This is a genomic window from Youngiibacter multivorans, from assembly GCF_017873395.1.
Classification (GTDB): domain Bacteria; phylum Bacillota; class Clostridia; order Clostridiales; family Clostridiaceae; genus Youngiibacter; species Youngiibacter multivorans.
Window position 1 is genome coordinate 122,019 of record NZ_JAGGKC010000006.1, and the last position, 20,033, is coordinate 142,051.

Consider the following 20,033-nt stretch of genomic DNA (forward strand, 5'->3'; position numbering starts at 1 on the left):
TCATAGGTATATTACCATAAGGCAGGTCCCTTAACAAGAAAATAGAGGCTGCGGCAGATCCGCGCCTCATCTTCTATTTGCATTAAATGATTCCATGTCCTTAGCCTTCTGCAGCTTCTTCGCCGATGGCGACATCATCCCTGGGAGGAGCAACCTTCAATAGCGGAGTCTTCGGAGTCTTGTCCAGCTCCTCTGAAAGCAAGTTGAAGTTATCCATCTGGTCCTCCAGAAATTGCCTTACCTTTCTCCTGTAGCTTGCGAACTCCTGCCTGTATTTCTCGTATTCCCTCTTGAGAAGCTCCACATCGTCAGCTGCCTTGTCGAGGATCATGTTCGACCTCTCATTGGCTCCCCTGATGATTGCCTCAGCCTCGTTTGTTGCCTGCTGCTTTGTTGAGTCAGCTGTATTCTGAGCAAGTATGAGCGTACTCTGGATTGTATTTTCGATTGCTGCATAATGGTTGACCTTTTCATTGAAGCCTTCGATCTTTTCCTTCAGGTTCGCATTCTCCCTGTAGAGTGCCTCAAAATCCTCCACGATCTCATCGAGGAATTCATCCACCTCTTCAGTGCTGTAGCCTCTCATGGTCCTCTTGAACTCTTTGTTCGTAATGTCTATCGGTGTTATCTTCATCAGAAATGCCTCCTATACGAATCTGAAATACGTTATCCTGAGGTTCCCTTTCTGGGTCTCCCCGGAAATCAGACCCATCTTGAATTTTCCCTTGCCTCTTATTGTAATGGTGTCGCCTTCCTTTACCTCACAGGATTTCTCCTTCTCCTCTGAATAGTTGAGAAGGACCTGTCCCCTGGAAATTGACTCGAGGGCTTTTGTCCTCGAGGTGCCTGCAAGCATGGCAACTACTCCGTCAAGCCTTAGAGACGCAACTATTCCAGTCCTCTCCTCCATCTTAGGCGATACCAGGGTGTCTGAATTTCTAAGGGGTGTCCATGTTGTTCTGATGGCGCACCTGCCTGCAGAAACAAGGCTGTTTGCCAGGAAATCTGCATTTTCTTTGAGAACTACAGCATAGCCGATGTCATCCCTTATAAACACATCGCCAATGCGGTCCCTTGAAAGGCCAAGAGCCATGATCGCCCCAAGGTAGTCACGGTGAACAGGCGGCTTGTCAAAGCTTGACGGCTCCATCCTGATCAGCGCCAGGGTGTCCCCGACTTCATCAGTCGAGCATATCAGCCTTCTCTCCATGCTGTCTGACGGATGCAGCACAAAGTTCCTGTAATCCTTCATTCCTATGACCTTGGTCCAGATATTCGGGGTTAGGAACTCGTCAGTGTGGTCGAACCAGCCTGCATCCTTCATCCTCTCTAAAAACTCGTAGAGCTTTGCAAGTCTGTAGGTATCCTCATCCGGAAATGCTGCCAGGAAACTCTGCTTGTCCATTTATCTCCAGTTCAGGAAGCTCTTTGTGGTTGTATCTGCCTTTGTTTCCTTAAGTACTTCAATTCCGCTTGGTGAAAGCACATAGACTCCGCTCTCCACTTCCTGAAGGTCTCCTGCCATTGCGTATGTAGCTCCTGCCATGAAATCAAGCAGCCTTTGTGCTACCTTCGGTTCAAGTCCTGTGGTGTTGACTACGACTATCATCTTGGATTTAAGGTTGTCGCAGATCTGCGGTGCTTCATCAAAGGTTGTAGGCTTGATTATGGTTAGCTTTGTTCCTGCGTTTCCATGGATCGGTACAACCTTATTGACCGGCTGAGCTTCTCTCCTTCTGGACAATACCGACACTGGCGCTTCCTCGTATTCCTTTTCCTTTTCTACTTCTTCCTCGAACTCATCATAGATGTCCTCATCTTCCATACCTATCATTGATTTGATTGATGTCATGAATTTACCCATTTTGATTTCCTCCCCTGTTTTTATCTCTTGCACCAAAAATTCCTTCACCGACTCTAACCAGTGTGGAGCCTTCATCGATGGCGGTGACATAGTCGTTAGTCATCCCCATGCTCAGAATCTCCATGCTGAAGTTCTCCGACTCTTTCTTTTTCAAATCATCAAAGGTCTGCTTCATTTTTTTGAAATATTCCCGGTTCTCTTCCTGGGTACCTTTTGGGATTATTGCCATCAGGCCTCTTATCCTGATATGCTTCAAAGACCTTGCAAGTTCCACGAGTTCATCAAGATGCTCTGGGAGGACTCCAGATTTTGAATCCTCACATCCGATGTTGATCTCAATCAGGCAATCCGTCACAATATCCTTTTTCGACGACTCCTTCTCAATAGCCAGAGCAAGCTCAGGGCGGTCCAGAGAATGTATCAGAAAAGCTTCTCCAACCACCTTCCTGACCTTGTTTGTCTGAAGAGATCCTATAAGGTGCCATTTTATGTCATCCGGCAGATTCGCCTTCTTCTCAAGCAGCTCTTGTACTCGATTTTCACCGAAATCCCTTATCCCTGTGTCGTATGCTGTCTTCGCCTCCTGAGCTGTGTGTGTCTTTGACACTGCCACAAGAGTGACACCTTCCTTCAGGCTGGCTCTTACCCTTTCGATGTTCTCAATAATGTCATTTTCCAAGAAGCCACCTCCTATATATTGGGTTCTGCGATTTTCATGTGATTCGGAACCTTGAATCCACCCGTTCCCTCTATTGTGATGCTTTCACTCTCACGAGTCTCGACCCGGACTCCTCTGTAGCCTATCATTCTGACGAATCCATAGTCTGATGCCAGATATGACCTTAGCATGTCGGTATCACCGATTACCTCTATCACAAATGGTGCCGGCAGCTTTTCTCCGTTGATGGTTATGAAAGCCCAGCTGCAGTATACCTCGGATGTCTCAAGGATCCTCTGGCCGTTTATCGCAATAGCCTCCGCGCCTGAATTTCTCAATTCGTTAAGTATCTTTAGCATGTCGGTGTTATGGATGGTCATGAGATAGTTTAGAACATCATCCTTGTCTTCTCCGGTAGTCATCACACCATCCTGCATTGTTATTACAATGCCGCTTCCCTTTACCTGCACTGAACCAGCCAGAGCTGAATTTCTGGAAAGCTCGCTCTCGATCTCATCTATGGTAGTCTCGTCATTCTTCAGAGCTTCCTTGTAGGTTTCAAGCTTTATCCTCATCTGTGCGTTATCGTCCTCAAGTCTCTCCACATCGCTTATTAGCTTAAGCCTCTGGTCATTCGCATTCTTGAATTCAGCTGTTGTCAGTATGCTGTCCATTGACCCCTGAGAGACCTTGAATAGCAGTACTGTGATGATTCCGAGAATGACCATTATCGTGAATATCATAGCCTTGTGCCTAGCCTTCATCTGAATCTTCCCTCTTCGAGAGCTTCTCGAACAGAAGCCTTCTGATGACAGCGAAATTGTTGAATATCCTTCCGCCAAATACAAGGACTGCAGCAAGGTACATAGGTATTCCTAGCTTGTCTCCCAGAAAAGTCAGTGCTACAGCTATGAGCGCATTGCCAAAGAAGCCTGATATGAATATGTTTGGCTCGAAGGTTTTGGCAAGGTTTGATTTCACCGCTCCAAACACCGAATCCAGGGCTGCCAGTATCGCCACGGATAGATATGTGGCAAAAACATCCGGAATGCGTATTTCGAGGACAAATCCAAGTGCAATTCCTATTAATAGTCCGATAAGCGCTATCATTTCGCATCCTCCGCCGGCTTTGCAAAGCTTGTGCCAAATGTCTTTCCGTATTTTGGTATGAAGACTTCGTCGGATGGCTCAAATCTGATGTCATAATATACCAGAGCCTGAAAATCAAGAGCCCCGCTGAAGGACAGCGCACCCATCAGCTTGTCCCTGTCTCCAATGGCCTTGATCTGTATGGGATCGGATGGTGAAACCTTCTCATCATTGACAAGTATGAAGCTGTTCCCTGAGCTAGTCTTGATTCCTGACTGGGAAGTGAGCCTCTTGTCGTTTATGCTGACAGCCTCAGCACCGGCAAACTTAAGCTCATTCACCACGTATACCAGTTCCACATCGGTGAGGTATTGCGGCACACCCTGGCTCACTATTGGATTGGATGGAGTGAGTGTAACTGTTACACCAGGTCCTTCCACATCCACCAAACCAAGGATGATCCTTGACATGTCAAGCTGCTCCTTCAGCAGCTTGTTGGATGAACTTGATGAAGCTGCCATTTCCTCAAACTCCTTAAGCTGCCTTGAAAGCTCGGTGTTCTCTCCCAGAAGTGCTTCCTTCTCTTTATTCAGCTGCTCTATTGCTGAAATCAGGTCTACGCTTCCAAGCGTCTGTTCATTTGTTTTCTGCCCGCTCTGGAGCTTATACTGATATACCAGCAGGAATCCCAGTATGGCGCACACTACTGCAATTGCCATTTGGGCTTTGTATTTGTTCATGTTGACTCCTTTATATCTTCAATCAGCAGGTGCTTCGGTATCTGTCCCTTCCGAATTCCCTTCCTCTTCAGTATCCTGCATTGGTTCTATGAACACTACAGGTTTTTCAGGGTACGACAGGTCTATATATCCCTTCTCCTCCTGGAGACTGCCGCCTTCAATTATATTGATTGCCTTGTTGAGCTTGTCCTTGAGGCTGTCGTCGTATCCAAGTATGATTTCAATTTCCTTGTAATAAGTCCTTATTCTTGCCATGTCAGTCAGGTCGATGGTTTCAATATGCGTATCGCTAATGTTTCGCTCCTGCAGGTATCTGAATTCCTTGAGGAAGATCCCTTTCTTGCTGTCCTCGCTGTAAAGCCTTTCTCCAAGGGCCGGAATATCAGTGGAATCTATCAGGGTAGTCATTCCTTCAAGGGGATTCCCTCCTATTTCAAGAAGCGTGGAGTTCCTTTCAAGGAGGTAGGCTACTCCATCCTTCAGGTAGTAGATCTCAGCTTTTTTCTCAACTATATCAATCTCTATCTTACCTGGAAGAGTCCTCTTTGTTTCAATGCTTGAAAAATACGGCTGCTTTGACAATATACCCATAAGCATATCCATGTCAAACAGGAATATGTTCTGTCCCTTCAATGAATCAACTTCGCCAGCTATGAGCTCCGATGAAATCTTTACGTTCCCGCTGACCTGTACCTCTGTCACATCAAACATCGGAGAATTGGTGAGAAACGCTGCCAAACCTATAAGAAGCAATATTATGAGGAAGATTATGCGTCTCCGCCGCTTCCGCCTTTTGCGTCTATTTATCTTTTCCTGTATTTCTTCAAGTGACATTGGATCACACCCTTATTGTCTTAAGTGGCTACGTCCTGCTTTTCATTGTTTTTCCGTGCCGTGAAATGTTCAGAAGTATGCCTGTAGCCGTGAGGTTCAGTATAAGAGAGGTTCCACCGGCGCTTATGAACGGGAGAGTGACTCCGGTTACAGGAAAAGCCCCTATTACGACCGCAATGTTAATCATCGACTGCAAAGCAAGTACGACTGTTATACCAGAAGCAATGAGAAATCCCAGCCTATCCTTCGCATTCAGTGCAATCCTGATGCCCCGGTAAATAAGCACTACGATTAGAGCCAGAAGCACCAGAGCTCCTATAAGACCAAGTTCTTCAGCCACTACAGCGAATATGAAGTCGTTATGGGCTTCCGGTATCCAGTATGCCTTCAGCCTTGACATCGAGAGGCCTCTTCCGAACAGCCCGCCGCTGGCAAGTGCAAATAATGACTGCACCAGCTGATGTCCGTCGCCGGTAGGATCTGCGAATGGATCCATAAAGCTTGTGAACCTCCTCATCCTGTACGGTACCAGAAGCATTCCGGCAGCAAGGCAGCCAATTCCGAGTACTGCAGGTACAAGAGTCTTCCACAAGGTATATCCTGATATGATTACCATGGTTGCGGCTGTAAGGCCGATGATTGCTCCTATGCTCAGGTTGCTCTGTATAGTTACTATTATACCTGAGACCAGGCCGGCAGCCAGAAACGCCCTTATAACCTGCATACCGGGACTTCTTCTCTTGTCATCGGCATTCTTCAGGAGATTCGCAAGATAAAGGACAACCGCATACTTTGCGATTTCCGATGGCTGGAACGATATGAACGGAAGGTATATCCACCTGTGTGCATTGTTCCTTGCTGGAAACAGCACAACAAGCAGACACAGGACAACTGCTCCAAGGAACATATACCATGTCCGTCTCCTGTTGTACAAATGATAGTCTATGTTCGAAACGACCAGCATCACGACAATTCCTATCAGTGCGAACAGGCCCTGCTTCATGACATCCGAATACGAACTGCCTCCATTGACGATGTTGTCATAGCTTGAGGCGCTGTATACCATGAGAAGCCCGAAAACAACAAGGGCTGTTACTGCAGCTACCATGTAGAAATCGGCTTCACCAAGTGAGACTGCAGCCCTGGCAGCACGCTTAACAACATGTTTCCCATGCCTATTAGAGAGAGTGTCCTCTTTCCGCATCTTATGTTCCATAGTGCCTCCTATGCCAGGATGTAGGATAGAATCGCGGCGACAGCTGTTATTGAAGTGAAGACAGCCACCACCTTGTTCTCCTTCCAGCCAAGCTTTTCAAAATGATGGTGCAGCGGCGCCATCCTGAAAAATCGCTTTCCAGTCTTCTTGAAGTAAATTACCTGTATTGCAACTGAAAGTGTCTCTACTACATATATTATTCCAACAAGTATCAGGATCAGCTCATTGCCTGTGAAGATAGCAAGTATTCCAACCGCACCGCCAAGTGCCAGGGATCCGGTATCCCCCATGAATACCTTGGCAGGATATCTGTTGAAGTTCAGGAATCCAAGAAGACCTCCCGTAAGGCAGGCTCCAAAAAGAGTCGCATCACTCATGCCAGTTCTATAACCGATCGCCATGTAGAACAATACTACAACTATGGTTACCGAGCTTGACAAGCCGTCTATTCCATCAGTCAGATTGACTGCATTGGTCACTGAAGCAAACAGCAGAACAATGAATGGAATGAAAAACACTCCAATGTCAATTCCGGTTCCAGCAAACGGAATTCGTAAATCCGTCCTTCCTCCGGAAAGAGCGTTGTATAGGAGTGCTACAAGTAATCCAAATCCAATGAGAAGAGCCATCTTTTGCCTGGCAGACAATCCGTCTGAGGACTTCTTTTTTATCTTCAGATAATCATCAGCGAAGCCAATGCCTCCGAAAAGAAGCATTGTCAGAACCATCAGCATCACATCGGCATCAAAGCCTGATGCAATCAGAGCGACTATTGAAGCTGACGAGAGGAACATTATGCCGCCCATGGATGGTATGCCCTGCTTCACAAGATGGCTTTCAGGTCCGTCGGACCTTACATTCTGCCCGAATTTCAGTTCTCTCAGTTTCTTTATTACAAATGGGCCACTTAACAATGTAAGTGCAAGCGTTGCAGAAAGTCCGATAAGGTATGTAAGCATCATTTTCCTCCAAACTCTTCAAGAACAGGCAAAAACCTCTCGAAGTTCATTCCTCTTGAAGCCTTCAGGAGTACAATGTCTGATTCCTCAAGAAGGCCATTGAGATCCGCTTTCGCTTCCTCGAATGTTGAGAATCCATGGAAGCCCTCATCACCGAAGCCCTCCCTGAACTCCTTCTCGTATTCTCCTACAGCTATAAGGCACTTAACTCCCTTGTCATGGGCAAACTTACCCACTCTCCTGTGGGACTCGCCTGATTCCTGCCCCAATTCTCTCATGGTGCCCAGTATGGCCACTTTTCTTCCAGTAAATGATATCAGGTAATCGATGCCTGCCTTCATTGAATCCGGGCTGGCATTGTAGCAGTCATTTATTACAGTCAGGGACTTCATCCTTACCAGGTCCATCCTCATCGAGCTTTTCATGACATCTACAAACCTCAGGTCCTCATCGGAAATGCCAAGCTCCTTTGCAGCGATATAGCACAGGACAGCATTCTGGACATTGTGGCGTCCGGGTATTCCGACCTCTATGATATCTTTTCCGTTTACGGTGAAGGATACATGGTCAGAGGAGAGTTCCTTGATTTTAGCTATCGTGTCTCCCCTTGATATTCCACCTCTGGCAATTCTATAAGGCTTTTCCTTTATGCTTCCCAGATACTCATCGTCGCCATTGAGTATAAGAAGCGAATTCTGGTTGAAGAAGTCCGTAATCTCCATCTTGGCCTTCAGGATGTTTTCCTGTGAACCAAGGGATTCGATATGGCTTAACCCGATATTGGTTATGATTGCTATGTCGGGGTTAGCAACACGAGCGAGATTATGTATCTCAAGCGGTGCGCTCATTCCCATTTCAAGTATTGCATAGTCATATGTCTCGTCCAGCGAGAATATCATCAGTGGCAGCCCTATCTCATTGTTGAAATTGCCTGTTGTCTTGAATACCTTGTATCTCTTCGAGAGCATGCCATGGAGTATATCCTTGGTGGAGGTCTTTCCAGTAGATCCTGTTATTCCGATCACCTTTACCCTGAGGCTTCTTCTGTAATAGAAAGACAGGTCGAGTATAGCCCTGTAGGTGGATGAGACCTTGATCACAGCACAGCCTTCAGGAACCGAGTCCGGTTCACGTTCGACCACACAGACTGTCGCACCTTTTAAAAAGGCTTCGGCGTAAAGTTCATTGCCGTCTACCTTCTCGCCCTTGAATCCCATATAAAGCGATCCTGGCTGAACCTTCCTGGTATCGATATATACTCCGCTAAATTCTGCATCCAGACTGCCATACAGTGTACCGTCCAGCTTGTCTACAATATCTCTGACGCTGATGTTCCTCATTATTCCACCCCTGATATATCCAAATATCGATGAATATATCTTTTCCCAATCATGTTTTTTCCACGTAAGATTATACCACACGAAAACTTTTGCAGACAAATCCCCTGAATTAATCAACTGATTATCTTATAGAAAAAAAGCATGCGATAATCACATGCGATTTTTCAGTTGCCATCTGAAGAAAGGTCCATGTGCTTCATTATCTCAAGGAACACCTTCTTTGCAACAGGTGCAGCTACCGCTCCTCCTGTAACAACATCCTTTGGAGAATCTACTGCTACATATACGCTTATCTTAGGGTCATCAGCAGGAGCTGCTCCAACGAATGAAGCTATGAAGTCCTCTTCACTGTATTTTCCTGTTGATGGATCCAGCTTTTCTGCAGTTCCCGTCTTTCCTATGACCCTGACGCCCTCAATGCGGGCGTTCTTGCCTGAGCCCTTCTCTACAACAAGCTCCAGCATCTTCATAAGCTCGGCGTTGACATCCTGCTCTATGACCATCTCCCCACGTTTTTCAACATAAGGTACCGGATCAAGTCTTTCGCCTGCCCCATTCTTTGGTACCGTCTCCTTGACAAGATGCAATGTGGTATAGTATCCACCGTTTGCAATTGTGTTGAGAGTGCCGAGAATCTGAATCGGCGTTGCAGTATCAGTCTGTCCAATGGATATTGTGGCAAGGTCTAGCGGCGTCACATCATCTGTCTTCTTTATTATTCCCTTCGCTTCACCAGGAAGGTCAATCCCAGTCTTTTCACCGAGATGGAATTTTGCGATGTATTCATTCAGAGTCTTTATACCAACCCTTTGGGCAATCTCGATTACTCCTGGATTGCATGAGTTCTGGAATACCTCTTCAAGGGTCTGCAGACCGTGCCCCTCATGCTTAGCGCATCTGATCTTCACTCCGTTGACATATGTGTAGCCTTTGCAGAAGAAAGTGTCGGAAAGCGATACTTTTCCTTCGGAAAGAGCTGCAGCCATGGTTATCATCTTTAATGTAGATCCAGGCTCATATGTATCATTTACCGCCCTGTTCCTTGTGACTGCGCTGAACTCTTCTGATGTCAGCCCTAATTGGGGGTCGGTCGGGTCAAATTCAGGAAGATTGGCCATCCCAAGAATTTCTCCTGTCTTGGGATCTGAGACGATTATGGTAACAGCTTTCGCCTTGGTCGATTCCATTGTCTCGGCTGCAATATTCTCCACCGCATACTGGATCTTCTCATCAATGGTGAGGACAAGGTCGCTTCCGTCAACAGCAGGCGTTGCAACGACTTCTGTATATGGAAGGTCCTGTTTCTTCCCGTCTATTTCAGATATCTTTATGCCATCTACACCCCTGAGCAGATCATTGTACAGGTATTCTATTCCCATCGTCCCATCGCCGTCGTTTCCGACAGTTCCTATGACATGTGAAAGGAATGGGCCGTTCGGATAATACCTTATGCTGTCATAGCCTAATATCAGGAAATTCGTTCCCGCTTCATTCATCCATGCCCTGACCGTATCAGCCTGAGCCTTTTCCATTTTCCTTTTTACAAGTGAACTGCTTGTGGTCTTGTTCATTATTGCAAGTATATCCTCAACAGTCTCACCAAGCAGAGATGCCAGCGGCACTGCATAGTATTCAGCAGTCCTCTCCTTGGCCTCAAGGGTCCTTCTGAATGTCTTGAGGTCTATGTCCAGCCTGTATGCGTCTGCTGATGCGGCAATTACACTGCCGTTCCTGTCAAGCAGATCGCCCCTTGCTGCGGGGACGGTTACTTCCCTTACGATCTGACCCATGGCCTTCTCGTATATTTCATCCCTTGATATTGCCATGACATATACCAGTCTTCCTGCCAGCAGCATGAATACCATCGCCGACAGGCCGGCCAGTATGGTCAGTCTTCTTTTGCTGTTCATGGTTCACCTCGGTAATCAGGCTCTGGGATCAAGAAAAGCCATTATTTTCTCTAGAAATCCCGGTTCAGGCATCACTGTCTCTTCAGGAAGGAAATTATCGTGCGACAGGTCCACGACCAGTGCCTTTGAAGTATCCTCTGATACAAGCGCAAGGCTTGCCGAGCCTGTTACAATGCCGTCGAGTGCAGATGCCTTGATAAGTTCAGCCTTCAATGCCTCGTTCTGCTTCTGTACCTGCCTGGTTTCGTTCTGCAGGTTAACATATTCCATCTGCAGGTTGTAGACCATGGCACTTCTGAATATGGTTATGAATGACAAGATTCCTATGATCGCAATGGTGGTGAGGATTCCCCTCTTCACCCTGTTGGCTCTTACTGCGTTTCTTCTGTTGAAGTCACGCCTTGACTTCTCAAGCTTCTGGAGGTCCTTGTCGATCCTCCCTGGCTCAGTCTGAACCTTTGGCTTTAAAACAGTATTCCCCGAAATATATGACCTGTTTTTAAGTGCCATGATTATACCCTCCAATATACCGAAAAAAATAAAATCAGATTTTCTCTATTACCCTGAGCTTGGCGCTCCTTGACCTGGGGTTCATCTCTATCTCTTGCGTCCCCGGTTCAATAGGTTTCTTTGTGATTATGATTACCTTAGGCGTCCGCCCGCATATGCATGGCATGTTCCTTGGACATGTGCAGGGCTCCAGCAGTTCCTTGTACGCATGCTTGACTATCCTGTCCTCCAGCGAATGGAAGGTTATTATTGCCATCCTGCCGCCGCTCTTCAGTCCCGCTGCTCCGTCAAAAATTGTCTGCCTGAGTATTGAAAGTTCTCTGTTGACCTCTATCCTTATGGCCTGGAATGTCCTCTTTGCCGGATGTGGTCCTTCTCTCCTTGCCTTTGCAGGGATAGCAGCCTTTATGATGTCAACCAGTTCGAGAGTTGTTTCTATCTTTTTCTCTTCCCTGGCTTTTACAATGAAGGATGCGACTCTCTTGGCAAATTTTTCTTCACCGTAATCCCTTATTATCCTGTAAATCTCTTCTTCCCTGTACGTGTTGACAACCTCATATGCTGAAAGCACCTCGTCCCTGTTCATCCTCATGTCCAGTGGCGCGTCCTGCATGTACGAGAACCCTCTCTCGCTGTTGTCAAGCTGATATGATGAAACACCCAGGTCCATCAGTATCCCATCTACTCCGCCAGAAGCATTTTCAATGAGTATTTCCTTGATATTCTCAAAGTTGCTGTGGACCAGGGAAACGTTTCCAAATCCTTCAAGCTTCTTTCTTGCGTTGTTCAAGGCATCCATATCCTGGTCGATTCCGATAAGCCTTCCCTTGTCGAGCCTCTTCAGTATTTCCATGCTGTGGCCTGCCCCACCAAGGGTACAATCCACATATGTCCCGTCCGGCTTTATTGCAAGTGCCTCCAGACATTCCTCAAGCAAAACCGATACATGCTTGAACTCCATATTCCCACCTATATTCCAAGATCTTCCATGCCTGAGGCAACCTCATCCATGTCAATCTCCCTTTCGCAGTATTCCTTCCACTTCTTGCTGGACCATACTTCAACCCTTGAATCCATTCCGATGCTCACAACCTCATCCTCAATCTCAGCGTATTCCTTGAGAGGCTGAGGAATGAGTATCCTGCCCATCTTGTCAGGAACCACTTCATTGGCACCTGAGAAGAAGAATCTGGCGAATGTCCTTGAATTCTTGTTGGTTAGCGGCAGATTCTTGAGCTTGTTCTCGAACACCTTCCACTCTTCCTTCGGATAGATGTACAGACATCCGTCGAGTCCTTTTGAAATCACGAATGAATCGCCGAGGTCCTCACGGAACTTGGACGGAACTATTATTCTGTTCTTATTGTCCACTCCATGGGTATGTTCGCCGATCAACATCGTTAATTCACCACTTTTCACCACTTTTTACCACTTATATGTATATTCTACATAAAAAAAGAAAACCCTTCAATCTTTTGAAGGGTTTTGTATACAAAGTTCACAATTATTTTAGTTATATCATCATTTGATAACAACAAATGCTCGATTTTCTACACCAAACACCCTTTTGAACATGTTTTCCACATCACCTTGTGTTATGGAACGAAGAGTCAGGATGTATTCATGAAGATTTTTACCTCTTAATATGTTGCCTGTTGCCGTTATTCCGATGCTGTCCACGCTGTTGAATATATTCATGAACTGCCCTGTCATGGATTTCTTAAGGAGCTCGATTTCACTTGTCCTCTTTGTGAAGAAGTCAGGATCTCTATTAACCTTGTCGATATACTCCAGTATGGCATCCCTGTCCTTTTCAGGATTCTTGGATTCGCCGCCTATGAACATTTCGCCATGGTCCTCCTCAAGGTTGAATTCCGCGCTGAAGCTGTCGTTTATTATCCCGTCCGCCAGATGCTCCTCGTAGAATGTGGAGCTTTTACCGAATACAAGCTTTGCCATGAGGGAACCTGCAATTGTATCCTTCATGAGTTCGCCGTTTCCAGACGGAACCTTCCATGCCAGTATATAGTTTGGCACCTGTAGGGACATGGATACTTCAGCTTCCTTGCTTTTGCTTCCGTAAGGCTCAGTCCATGATTTCTTGGTAACGGTGACTGCCTTCCTGTCAGAAATATTATCTTGCACAACAGACCTGACCCTGGCTTCGTCAAGGTCTCCTACCACAACAAGCACCATGTTGGAGGGGTCATAGAATGCATCGTAGCACTCCTGAAGGTCCCTAGGCGTAAGAGAGTATATTGACTCCTTTGTGCCGGCGATGTCTTCCCTGACAGGGTGGTTATGGTACAGAGCCTTCATGGCTTCAAGATATCCCCTGAAAGCCGGATTGTCATCGTACATGGCAATCTCTTCAGCTATTATCCCCTTCTCCTTTTCGACGTTCTCCTCAGTCAGATGCGGTGTCAGCACCATCTTTACTAGAAGCTCCAGGTTCTCATAGAAATTATCCGTAGTTGAAAAATAGTATGATGTCTGCCTGTTGTTGGTGAATGCATTTACGGAAGCTCCGAGTTCGGTGAATTTGTTGAATATATTTTCCCCGCCGGGCATTTCGAAAACCTTGTGCTCCAGAAAATGGGCTATCCCTTCCGGATATCTTTTATAGGTCTTTCCTCCATCCACAGAGAATTCAACATCCTTCGAACCGAAATCCGAAGTCAGCATTGCATAGGATTTCGCAAATCCCTTTTTGGGGATGTAGTACACCTTTAGATTCTTGATTTCGGTGTATAGGATCCTCTCATCTATGAGATCAAGCTCTATCGTCTGAAACATCACTTACGTCCTCCTTCACCAGGTAGTGGCTTGTTATGTATTGAAGCCTTCTTGCCACTGCCATTATCCTGTCCCTATCCACTTTCTCAATTCCCTCAATGACATCTTCAATGGTATAATCTATTCCATAGACCCTCAGGCTTGAAATGTATTCCATTGTGTTGTACATGGAGTCTTCCATTGCCACAAGTGTTGCCTTCAGTCTGGTCTTGCTCATGGTGATTTCCTCGTCGGTAAAGTCACCTGTCTTCATCTTCTCAAGCTCAAGCTCTATGAGCTCCCTCGCCTTGTCGAAGTTCTTGAAATCAACTCCGCTTGATATGGTCATCACACCCTTGAACTTGTCGAAGGTTGAATAGACATAGTAGCATAGGCTGTGCTTCTCCCTGACCTCATTGAAAAGCTTTGAATGTGCACCGCCGCCGAAAATGGAATTCATTACAGCAAGGGAAAAATAATCTCCTCTGAAGATATCCGTGTTGGTGGAGTACAGAAGCGACATCTTGCCCTGGTTTATCTTCATCGCCTCTTCAACCTTAGGCAGATCTTTCACGAAGACAGGCTCCACATGGTCATGCAGACCTCTGCCGACCCTCAGGCCTCCATTCGCCTCATCAAATATTCCGGAAAGCAGTTCGGACACCCTGTTCTCGTCCTCAATGTTCCCTGAAGCCTGTATGTATGCTTCACTGGACCTGAGATCATTCCACAATTTAAGAAGCAAGTCGCCGTTCAGTCCAGCAAGCTCCTCCATCGTACCGAACTCAGGCTTGCTGTATGAATCAAGAAGTCCCTGTTCCATGACTTTGATTGAATTGTAGTGGCCCTTGTCGTCATATTGAGACTCAATATACAGCTTCTGGTCGTCAATCTCCTGACTAACAATATCTGACTGGAATCCTCCGTCCACAAGCCTGGGCCTGTAGATGACCTCTTTAATAAGGTCCACAGCCTTCTCCCAAAGGTCCTCACCGTAAAGGGTGAACCTGTTGTCGAGGAAAGATATGTAGAATGTGAGGAACAGTTTGTCTCCTCTCTTTCCGATTATGATGTCAAAGAAGCTGCCATACATATCCTGCAGGTACCTTGAGATCTCAGACGATGTGGCGAATCTTTCTGTCCCTCGCTTCAGCACCTGTGAAAGTACATTGTATCCGGTAACATTCTCCCCCATTCCTACAGGGATTATCACGCTTATTGCATTGTTCTTGAATTTCCTCGATTTGTAGAACCCTATACTACTGTTAAAATCCGGCATTTGCATGCCTCCTTTCTTCTATTCCAGCCAGTCTTTGACATGAACGCCTTTTCAATGTAGAATAACATTGCTACGGGAGCGGATGGATACTGGCGTATTCTGTGGTCTTCAAAACCATTTCGGGGTGCTTGAAACATCCTGGGTAGGTTCGATTCCTACACGTTCCCGCCAATTTAATTGTACACTATTTAACTTCATGCAACAAGCATGGAGTTTTTTATTCGCACGTTTACCTCTGTTACCTTCCCGTATTTTTTATTTAATGGTGATTGTTTATAATTCAAATAGGGACTTAGGACGATAATCAGAAAACAGGATGAGGTGAAAAACTTGAAAGTCAAGATATTCAGGGGTCATATTAAGAAGATGCTATCAATATCACTGGCAGTTGCGCTTACCTCTGGTCTTTCCGCCTGCACTGGGACTTCACCAGCAGCAGCATCAGATGACCTTATGGCAGGCATTTCAAAATCGGCTGCAGCATCAAAATCCCCTGACAGTCAATTCATTGGAAGCTACTCAGACTTTGCATTTTACCTATTCAGGGAGACAATTTCAGACCAGGAAAACTCTCTTGTTTCCCCTCTATCAGTTATACTGGCTCTTTCAATGACCGCAAACGGAGCTGACGGCAATACCCTCGACGAAATGGAGAAGCTGCTGGGACAAGATATACCTCTTATTGATCTGAATGCATATCTGAATTCCTATGCAGACGGGCTTCCAGACGAAGAAAAGTCGAAACTGAGGATAGCCAACTCGATCTGGTTCAGAGACGACGAGGGAAGGCTTACAGTCGAGAAGGAGTTCCTTCAGACTAATGCGGATTACTATAGCGCTGCCGCATACAAATCAAAATTCGACGATGCAACACTTGATGACATCAACGACTGGGTCGAAAAGAACACCGACGGGATGATCGACAGGATCCTTGACAGCATAAATCCAGATGCAGTCATGTATCTGATCAATGCCATCGTATTCGATGCAGAATGGGACAAGGTCTACAGCAAGGAGAACCTTCAGTCCGGAAGCTTCATTTCTGCTTCCGGTACAACTGAAGACGCACAGTTCATGAACTCCGAGGAGGAGCTCTACCTTGACGATGGGATGTCAACTGGTTTCATCAAGCCCTATTCCAAGGGTCTGTACAGCTTTGCCGCAATTCTCCCCAACGAAGGAATGTCAGTGGATGACTATGTCGGTTCAATGACTGGAAAAGGGTTCCTGGAGATGATTGGTGGTGCTGAGAAAACTCTGGTTACTGCATCTCTGCCAAAATTCAGTTACGATTACAAAATCAATTTGAACGACGCTCTCAAGAAGCTCGGAATGCCAACCGCATTCTCATCAGAAAAAGCTGATTTCTCAAAGCTTGGAAAGTCATCAAGGGGCAACCTTTACATCGGCGAGGTCCTTCACAAGACATTCATAAGCGTAGACGAGCTGGGAACCAAAGCAGGCGCTGTCACAAAGGTAGAAATCAGGGATGAGTCCTTCATCGAAACTAAGATTGTCAGGCTCGACAGGCCCTTCATATATGCTATAATCGACAACTCGACAGGGCTGCCAATATTCATCGGAACAGTGAATACTGTAAAGTAGACAAAATACAAGTCTCGCAGAGGAATCGTCCTCTGCGAGACTTTTTCATGTATTCCGATAGATTACTATGTATCCAGATACATTGCTATGTATCCAGATACATTGCTATGTAACCAGGTCCCTTCTTATGAGGGTATCCCTGAGCAGGTAGACCTCATCTGAGATCTTCTTTGCAAAATCCAGGTCATGGGTTATGACTATTATTCCCATACCCTTCTCCTTAAGCTTAAGCATTACGTTTCCGACGCTTTCGCTCAGGTCCTCGTCAAGTGCAGAGGTCGGCTCATCGAAGAACAGAAAGTCCGGTGCCAGAGCCATCGCTCTTGCAATAGCCACTCTCTGTCTTTGTCCTCCGCTCAGCATGTGCTCGTAGAAGTCAGCCTTATCCTGAAGACCAAGGTCTTCAAGGAGCCCCATGGCAATAGCCTCGGCATCCTTTTTGCTGACTCCCTTTACCCGTATTAACGGGAATGTTATGTTTTCAATTGCACTCATGTGCGGAAATAGGTTGAATGACTGGAATACTAGGCCTATCGAAAGCCTCTTATCCTCAAGCGGCATTCCGTCAATCGTTATGGTTCCTTTATCCTGTTTTTCAAGAAGCGTCAGACACCTTAAGAGTGTTGTCTTTCCAACACCTGAAGGGCCTGTAATGGAATATATCCTGCCTTTTTCAAATTCGGCGCTTATGCCGCTGAATACCTGCTTTCCACCAAAGCTTTTTGACAGGTCGGTTATCTTGAGCATATCATGTCCTCCTAATCTACCTGTAGTATGAAAGCTTTGTCTCAGCTCTCTTGAATAGCATGGTGAGTATACCGATTACTATCAGGTAAAGTACTCCGGCCAGACCAAGCGGGATAAGCGTAACATCCCTTACAGCTGCTATCTTCGCCGCTCTCAATACGTCGCCCATGCCGACCACATAAACTAAGGATGTATCCTTGACAAGGGTCATCAGTTCATTTGCTGTCGGAGGTATGACCCTCTTCACAACCTGAGGAAGCACAACCTTCAGGAATATCTCGTGCTCCTTGAGTCCGAGCACTCTTCCCGCTTCATACTGCCCCTGGGGTATGGATTCGATCCCTGCCCTGAATATTTCAGCAAAATATGCTGCATAGTTAAGTATGAAAGCAAGAAGTGATGCCGGAAGCCTGTCGAGAGTAATTCCGACAAGAGGCAGTCCGAGATATATGAATATGAGCTGGAGGAGAAGCGGCGTACCTCGCATTATGAGGATATAGGTCTGGACAATCCAGCTTAAAGCCTTACTCCCTCTAAGCCTTGCAATCGCCAGGAAAAATCCCAATGGAATGCTTACTATGGCGGTAATTGCAAAGACTATGAGGGTCGTGCCAAGTCCCTCGAGCATGTATGGCAGGATCAAAAGTATATATTCCATCTGTTTTCCTTTCGGCCTTTATAAGACTACTTGACTATGTTCTCTCCGAACCATTTTACTGATATCGCTGCTGCAGTGCCGTCCTTCTTCATGTCGTCCATCGCCTTGTTGAGGTCAGCAAGAAGCAATACATCGGACTTCCTCACACCGATTCCATATTCCTCATCACCGAAATTGTCATCGAGGAAAGCATACTTTTCTGTTCCCCTCTGTGCGGTATAGTATCTTGCAAGGATGAGGTCTGCAACTATGGCATCTACCCTTCCAGCTTCAAGGTCCCTGAACGCATCATCGTATGTGTCGAAGAGAACAGGCTCGCCATCTTTGAAGCCCTTCATGGTCTCAGCATCTGCAGATATAGCTTCATATGCACTTGATGCTGTCTGTGTCGCTACCGACTTTCCAGCAAGGTCAGCCTTGCTCTTGATGTCTGAACCCGCCAATGTCACTATCGCCTGACTGTTGTCAAGGTATGGTGTCGTGAAGTTTACCTTCTCTTTCCTGCTGTCTGTAATAGTGTATCCATTCCAAATAAGGTCGATGTTCTTTGAATCAAGCTCAGTTTCCTTAAGCGTCCAGTCGATTGGCTGGAACTTTACCTTAAGTCCCATTCTCTTTGCAGCCTCTGTAGCGAGTTCTACGTCAAATCCTGTAAAGTTACCCGCTGCATCCCTGAAGCCCATCGGAACGAATGTATCATCAAGCCCTACGATTATCTCGCCCCTAGCCTTGATATCAGCAGTATTGTCCTTAGGTGCAGGTGGAGTGGTTGGTGTCGGCTCCTTCGCTCCGCATGCATATGCTGAGAGCATTACCCCTGCCATTGCTACCATCATGATTTTCTTCATCATTTTCATCTTCTTTTCCTCCGATATTCTTATTCTTTTTCAATATGCCGGCCAAAAACAAAAAACCCGTCCGTGATGCTACAGCATCAAGGACGGGATATTACTTCCGTGGTTCCACCTTGTTTCACCGACGCCTCACGACGACGGCCTCTTCGAGTACTCAGATACTCTAGCACGATAACGGGTGCAGGGATTACCGGGGGCCCCTACTGCAATTTCAGGATCCCGACTCATGGATGTGTTCTCCGCATCCCTTTTCTGCCCCTCTCACCTGCCGGGAACTCTCTGAAGATGGATGCATGCGGTTAATATTTCCAATCAATGTCGTTCAATATGATAAGATGAATTTTATCCTCTCAAAGAATTTTTGTCAACTGTATTTTTATCCGGTAATCTGATTTATTAACCATAAATGCATCTTTTGCCCTTCATTTTGTTAAGGGTGATCAGCTGCTTCCAATGGATTCAGATGCATGAACTGTTACCCAAAAGTCAGCTGCGTTTCTTCTGGTCTCTATTGAATCTCTCTATGTTTTCAATCACAAAATCTGAAAAGCTTTTAGGATGCTTACCGGTAAGCCGGTAGAAATCATCAGTTATCGCTTCGGCTGTACCCATTCTGGTCATTAAATAAAGGGCAGCAGTCACATTTACAAAATTCCGGTCCAAACCACGTGGTTAATTGAAAAAGCAACTTCCACTTTGCCAAATAGAATTCCACTAATTTAGGAATCTGGGATTTCTTTGATGTACATGGTTTTTTAGACAGTTCACTTAATGATTTTTGGTTTCTGATGGAGTACAATGATGCTGACGGAAGTAATAATCCGGCCCTTTTTTGGGCATAGTAAACCAAGGGTGAGATTTTGCTGACTTTTTGAAAGAGTAAATTCCACCCCTTCTGGAACACTATGATTTAGTCAATCCGGATGGTGCCTCAAGTCAATTAGTTATTTTTTGAGAAGAGATGGGTGCAGGGTTACCTTATCGTGTGGGATAAG

22 protein-coding genes, 1 tRNA gene and 1 other annotated feature are annotated in these 20,033 nt (G+C 46.0%); of the genes, 2 read left to right on the forward strand and 21 right to left on the reverse strand.

The window, feature by feature from the left end:
- Nucleotides 1-100: 100 nt before the first annotated feature.
- From J2Z34_RS05235 to yfmF, 17 genes are all read right to left on the reverse strand, one after another.
- Nucleotides 101-634, reverse strand: a complete 534-nt coding sequence (locus J2Z34_RS05235) for a DivIVA domain-containing protein (protein WP_209458809.1) — start codon at nucleotides 632-634, stop codon at nucleotides 101-103.
- 12 nt (nucleotides 635-646) lie between these two features.
- Nucleotides 647-1,405, reverse strand: coding sequence for a YlmH/Sll1252 family protein (locus tag J2Z34_RS05240; RefSeq protein WP_209458810.1), 759 nt, complete (start codon nucleotides 1,403-1,405; stop codon nucleotides 647-649).
- Nucleotides 1,406-1,864: a cell division protein SepF gene (locus tag J2Z34_RS05245; RefSeq protein ID WP_209458811.1), complete on the reverse strand. Its 459-nt coding sequence runs from the start codon at nucleotides 1,862-1,864 to the stop codon at nucleotides 1,406-1,408. It abuts the gene before it with no gap.
- On the reverse strand, nucleotides 1,857-2,543 hold the full coding sequence (locus J2Z34_RS05250) for a YggS family pyridoxal phosphate-dependent enzyme (RefSeq protein WP_209458812.1): 687 nt from the start codon (nucleotides 2,541-2,543) through the stop codon (nucleotides 1,857-1,859). Before J2Z34_RS05250 ends, J2Z34_RS05245 begins: the two co-directional genes overlap by 8 nt.
- A gap of 11 nt (nucleotides 2,544-2,554) precedes the next feature.
- Entirely contained in the window at nucleotides 2,555-3,286 is a 732-nt protein-coding gene (locus J2Z34_RS05255; RefSeq protein ID WP_209458813.1) for a DUF881 domain-containing protein, read from the reverse strand.
- Entirely contained in the window at nucleotides 3,276-3,632 is a 357-nt protein-coding gene (locus J2Z34_RS05260; RefSeq protein ID WP_209458814.1) for a small basic family protein, read from the reverse strand. The genes J2Z34_RS05255 and J2Z34_RS05260 overlap by 11 nt, the downstream gene beginning before the upstream one ends.
- Nucleotides 3,629-4,351, reverse strand: a complete 723-nt coding sequence (locus tag J2Z34_RS05265; protein ID WP_209458815.1) for a DUF881 domain-containing protein — start codon at nucleotides 4,349-4,351, stop codon at nucleotides 3,629-3,631. The genes J2Z34_RS05260 and J2Z34_RS05265 overlap by 4 nt, the downstream gene beginning before the upstream one ends.
- An 18-nt stretch (nucleotides 4,352-4,369) precedes the next feature.
- The gene (locus J2Z34_RS05270; RefSeq protein WP_209458816.1) at nucleotides 4,370-5,062 is read right to left on the reverse strand and encodes a cell division protein FtsQ/DivIB; all 693 of its coding nucleotides are present in this window, start codon (nucleotides 5,060-5,062) and stop codon (nucleotides 4,370-4,372) included.
- A 151-nt stretch (nucleotides 5,063-5,213) separates the two neighbouring features.
- On the reverse strand, nucleotides 5,214-6,401 hold the full coding sequence (gene ftsW, locus J2Z34_RS05275) for a putative lipid II flippase FtsW (RefSeq protein ID WP_209458817.1): 1,188 nt from the start codon (nucleotides 6,399-6,401) through the stop codon (nucleotides 5,214-5,216).
- A gap of 8 nt (nucleotides 6,402-6,409) precedes the next feature.
- Nucleotides 6,410-7,360, reverse strand: coding sequence for a phospho-N-acetylmuramoyl-pentapeptide-transferase (mraY, locus tag J2Z34_RS05280; protein ID WP_245250522.1), 951 nt, complete (start codon nucleotides 7,358-7,360; stop codon nucleotides 6,410-6,412).
- The gene (locus J2Z34_RS05285; protein WP_209458819.1) at nucleotides 7,360-8,700 is read right to left on the reverse strand and encodes a UDP-N-acetylmuramoyl-tripeptide--D-alanyl-D-alanine ligase; all 1,341 of its coding nucleotides are present in this window, start codon (nucleotides 8,698-8,700) and stop codon (nucleotides 7,360-7,362) included. Before J2Z34_RS05285 ends, mraY begins: the two co-directional genes overlap by 1 nt.
- Before the next feature lie 164 nt (nucleotides 8,701-8,864).
- Nucleotides 8,865-10,610, reverse strand: a complete 1,746-nt coding sequence (locus J2Z34_RS05290; RefSeq protein ID WP_209458820.1) for a peptidoglycan D,D-transpeptidase FtsI family protein — start codon at nucleotides 10,608-10,610, stop codon at nucleotides 8,865-8,867.
- A gap of 15 nt (nucleotides 10,611-10,625) precedes the next feature.
- On the reverse strand, nucleotides 10,626-11,120 hold the full coding sequence (locus J2Z34_RS05295) for a hypothetical protein (RefSeq protein WP_209458821.1): 495 nt from the start codon (nucleotides 11,118-11,120) through the stop codon (nucleotides 10,626-10,628).
- Nucleotides 11,121-11,154: 34 nt separating this feature from the next.
- Complete coding sequence (gene rsmH / locus J2Z34_RS05300; protein ID WP_209458822.1) at nucleotides 11,155-12,081, reverse strand: 16S rRNA (cytosine(1402)-N(4))-methyltransferase RsmH; 927 nt, start codon at nucleotides 12,079-12,081, stop codon at nucleotides 11,155-11,157.
- 8 nt (nucleotides 12,082-12,089) lie between these two features.
- Nucleotides 12,090-12,518, reverse strand: coding sequence for a division/cell wall cluster transcriptional repressor MraZ (gene mraZ / locus J2Z34_RS05305; protein ID WP_209458823.1), 429 nt, complete (start codon nucleotides 12,516-12,518; stop codon nucleotides 12,090-12,092).
- A gap of 123 nt (nucleotides 12,519-12,641) precedes the next feature.
- Nucleotides 12,642-13,916 carry an EF-P 5-aminopentanol modification-associated protein YfmH gene (yfmH, locus tag J2Z34_RS05310; protein ID WP_209458824.1) on the reverse strand — a complete coding sequence of 425 codons (1,275 nt, stop codon included), beginning with the start codon at nucleotides 13,914-13,916 and terminating at the stop codon, nucleotides 12,642-12,644.
- Nucleotides 13,894-15,174 (reverse strand): EF-P 5-aminopentanol modification-associated protein YfmF, encoded by a 1,281-nt coding sequence (gene yfmF, locus J2Z34_RS05315; RefSeq protein WP_209458825.1) that lies wholly within the window; start codon nucleotides 15,172-15,174, stop codon nucleotides 13,894-13,896. Before yfmF ends, yfmH begins: the two co-directional genes overlap by 23 nt.
- 74 nt (nucleotides 15,175-15,248) lie before the next feature.
- Between yfmF and J2Z34_RS05320 the strand changes: the two genes are divergently transcribed.
- Both J2Z34_RS05320 and J2Z34_RS05325 read left to right on the forward strand, forming a co-directional pair.
- Nucleotides 15,249-15,345 (forward strand) — tRNA-Sec (locus tag J2Z34_RS05320).
- A gap of 159 nt (nucleotides 15,346-15,504) precedes the next feature.
- A complete protein-coding gene (locus J2Z34_RS05325; protein WP_245250523.1) occupies nucleotides 15,505-16,779 on the forward strand; it encodes a serpin family protein in 1,275 nt (424 codons plus the stop codon).
- Nucleotides 16,780-16,884: 105 nt separating this feature from the next.
- Here the strand turns inward: J2Z34_RS05325 and J2Z34_RS05330 are convergent, their stop codons facing one another.
- The 4 genes from J2Z34_RS05330 to J2Z34_RS17740 form a co-directional block, all read right to left on the reverse strand.
- Nucleotides 16,885-17,526 (reverse strand): amino acid ABC transporter ATP-binding protein, encoded by a 642-nt coding sequence (locus J2Z34_RS05330; protein WP_209458826.1) that lies wholly within the window; start codon nucleotides 17,524-17,526, stop codon nucleotides 16,885-16,887.
- 16 nt (nucleotides 17,527-17,542) lie between these two features.
- The gene (locus J2Z34_RS05335) at nucleotides 17,543-18,184 is read right to left on the reverse strand and encodes an amino acid ABC transporter permease (RefSeq protein ID WP_209458827.1); all 642 of its coding nucleotides are present in this window, start codon (nucleotides 18,182-18,184) and stop codon (nucleotides 17,543-17,545) included.
- Between the two features lie 26 nt (nucleotides 18,185-18,210).
- Nucleotides 18,211-19,041, reverse strand: a complete 831-nt coding sequence (locus J2Z34_RS05340; protein WP_209458828.1) for an amino acid ABC transporter substrate-binding protein — start codon at nucleotides 19,039-19,041, stop codon at nucleotides 18,211-18,213.
- Nucleotides 19,042-19,117: 76 nt separating this feature from the next.
- Nucleotides 19,118-19,363, reverse strand: a binding site (T-box leader).
- A 161-nt stretch (nucleotides 19,364-19,524) separates the two neighbouring features.
- A complete protein-coding gene (locus tag J2Z34_RS17740) occupies nucleotides 19,525-19,650 on the reverse strand; it encodes a hypothetical protein (protein ID WP_280922302.1) in 126 nt (41 codons plus the stop codon).
- Between the last annotated feature and the right edge of the window lie 383 nt (nucleotides 19,651-20,033).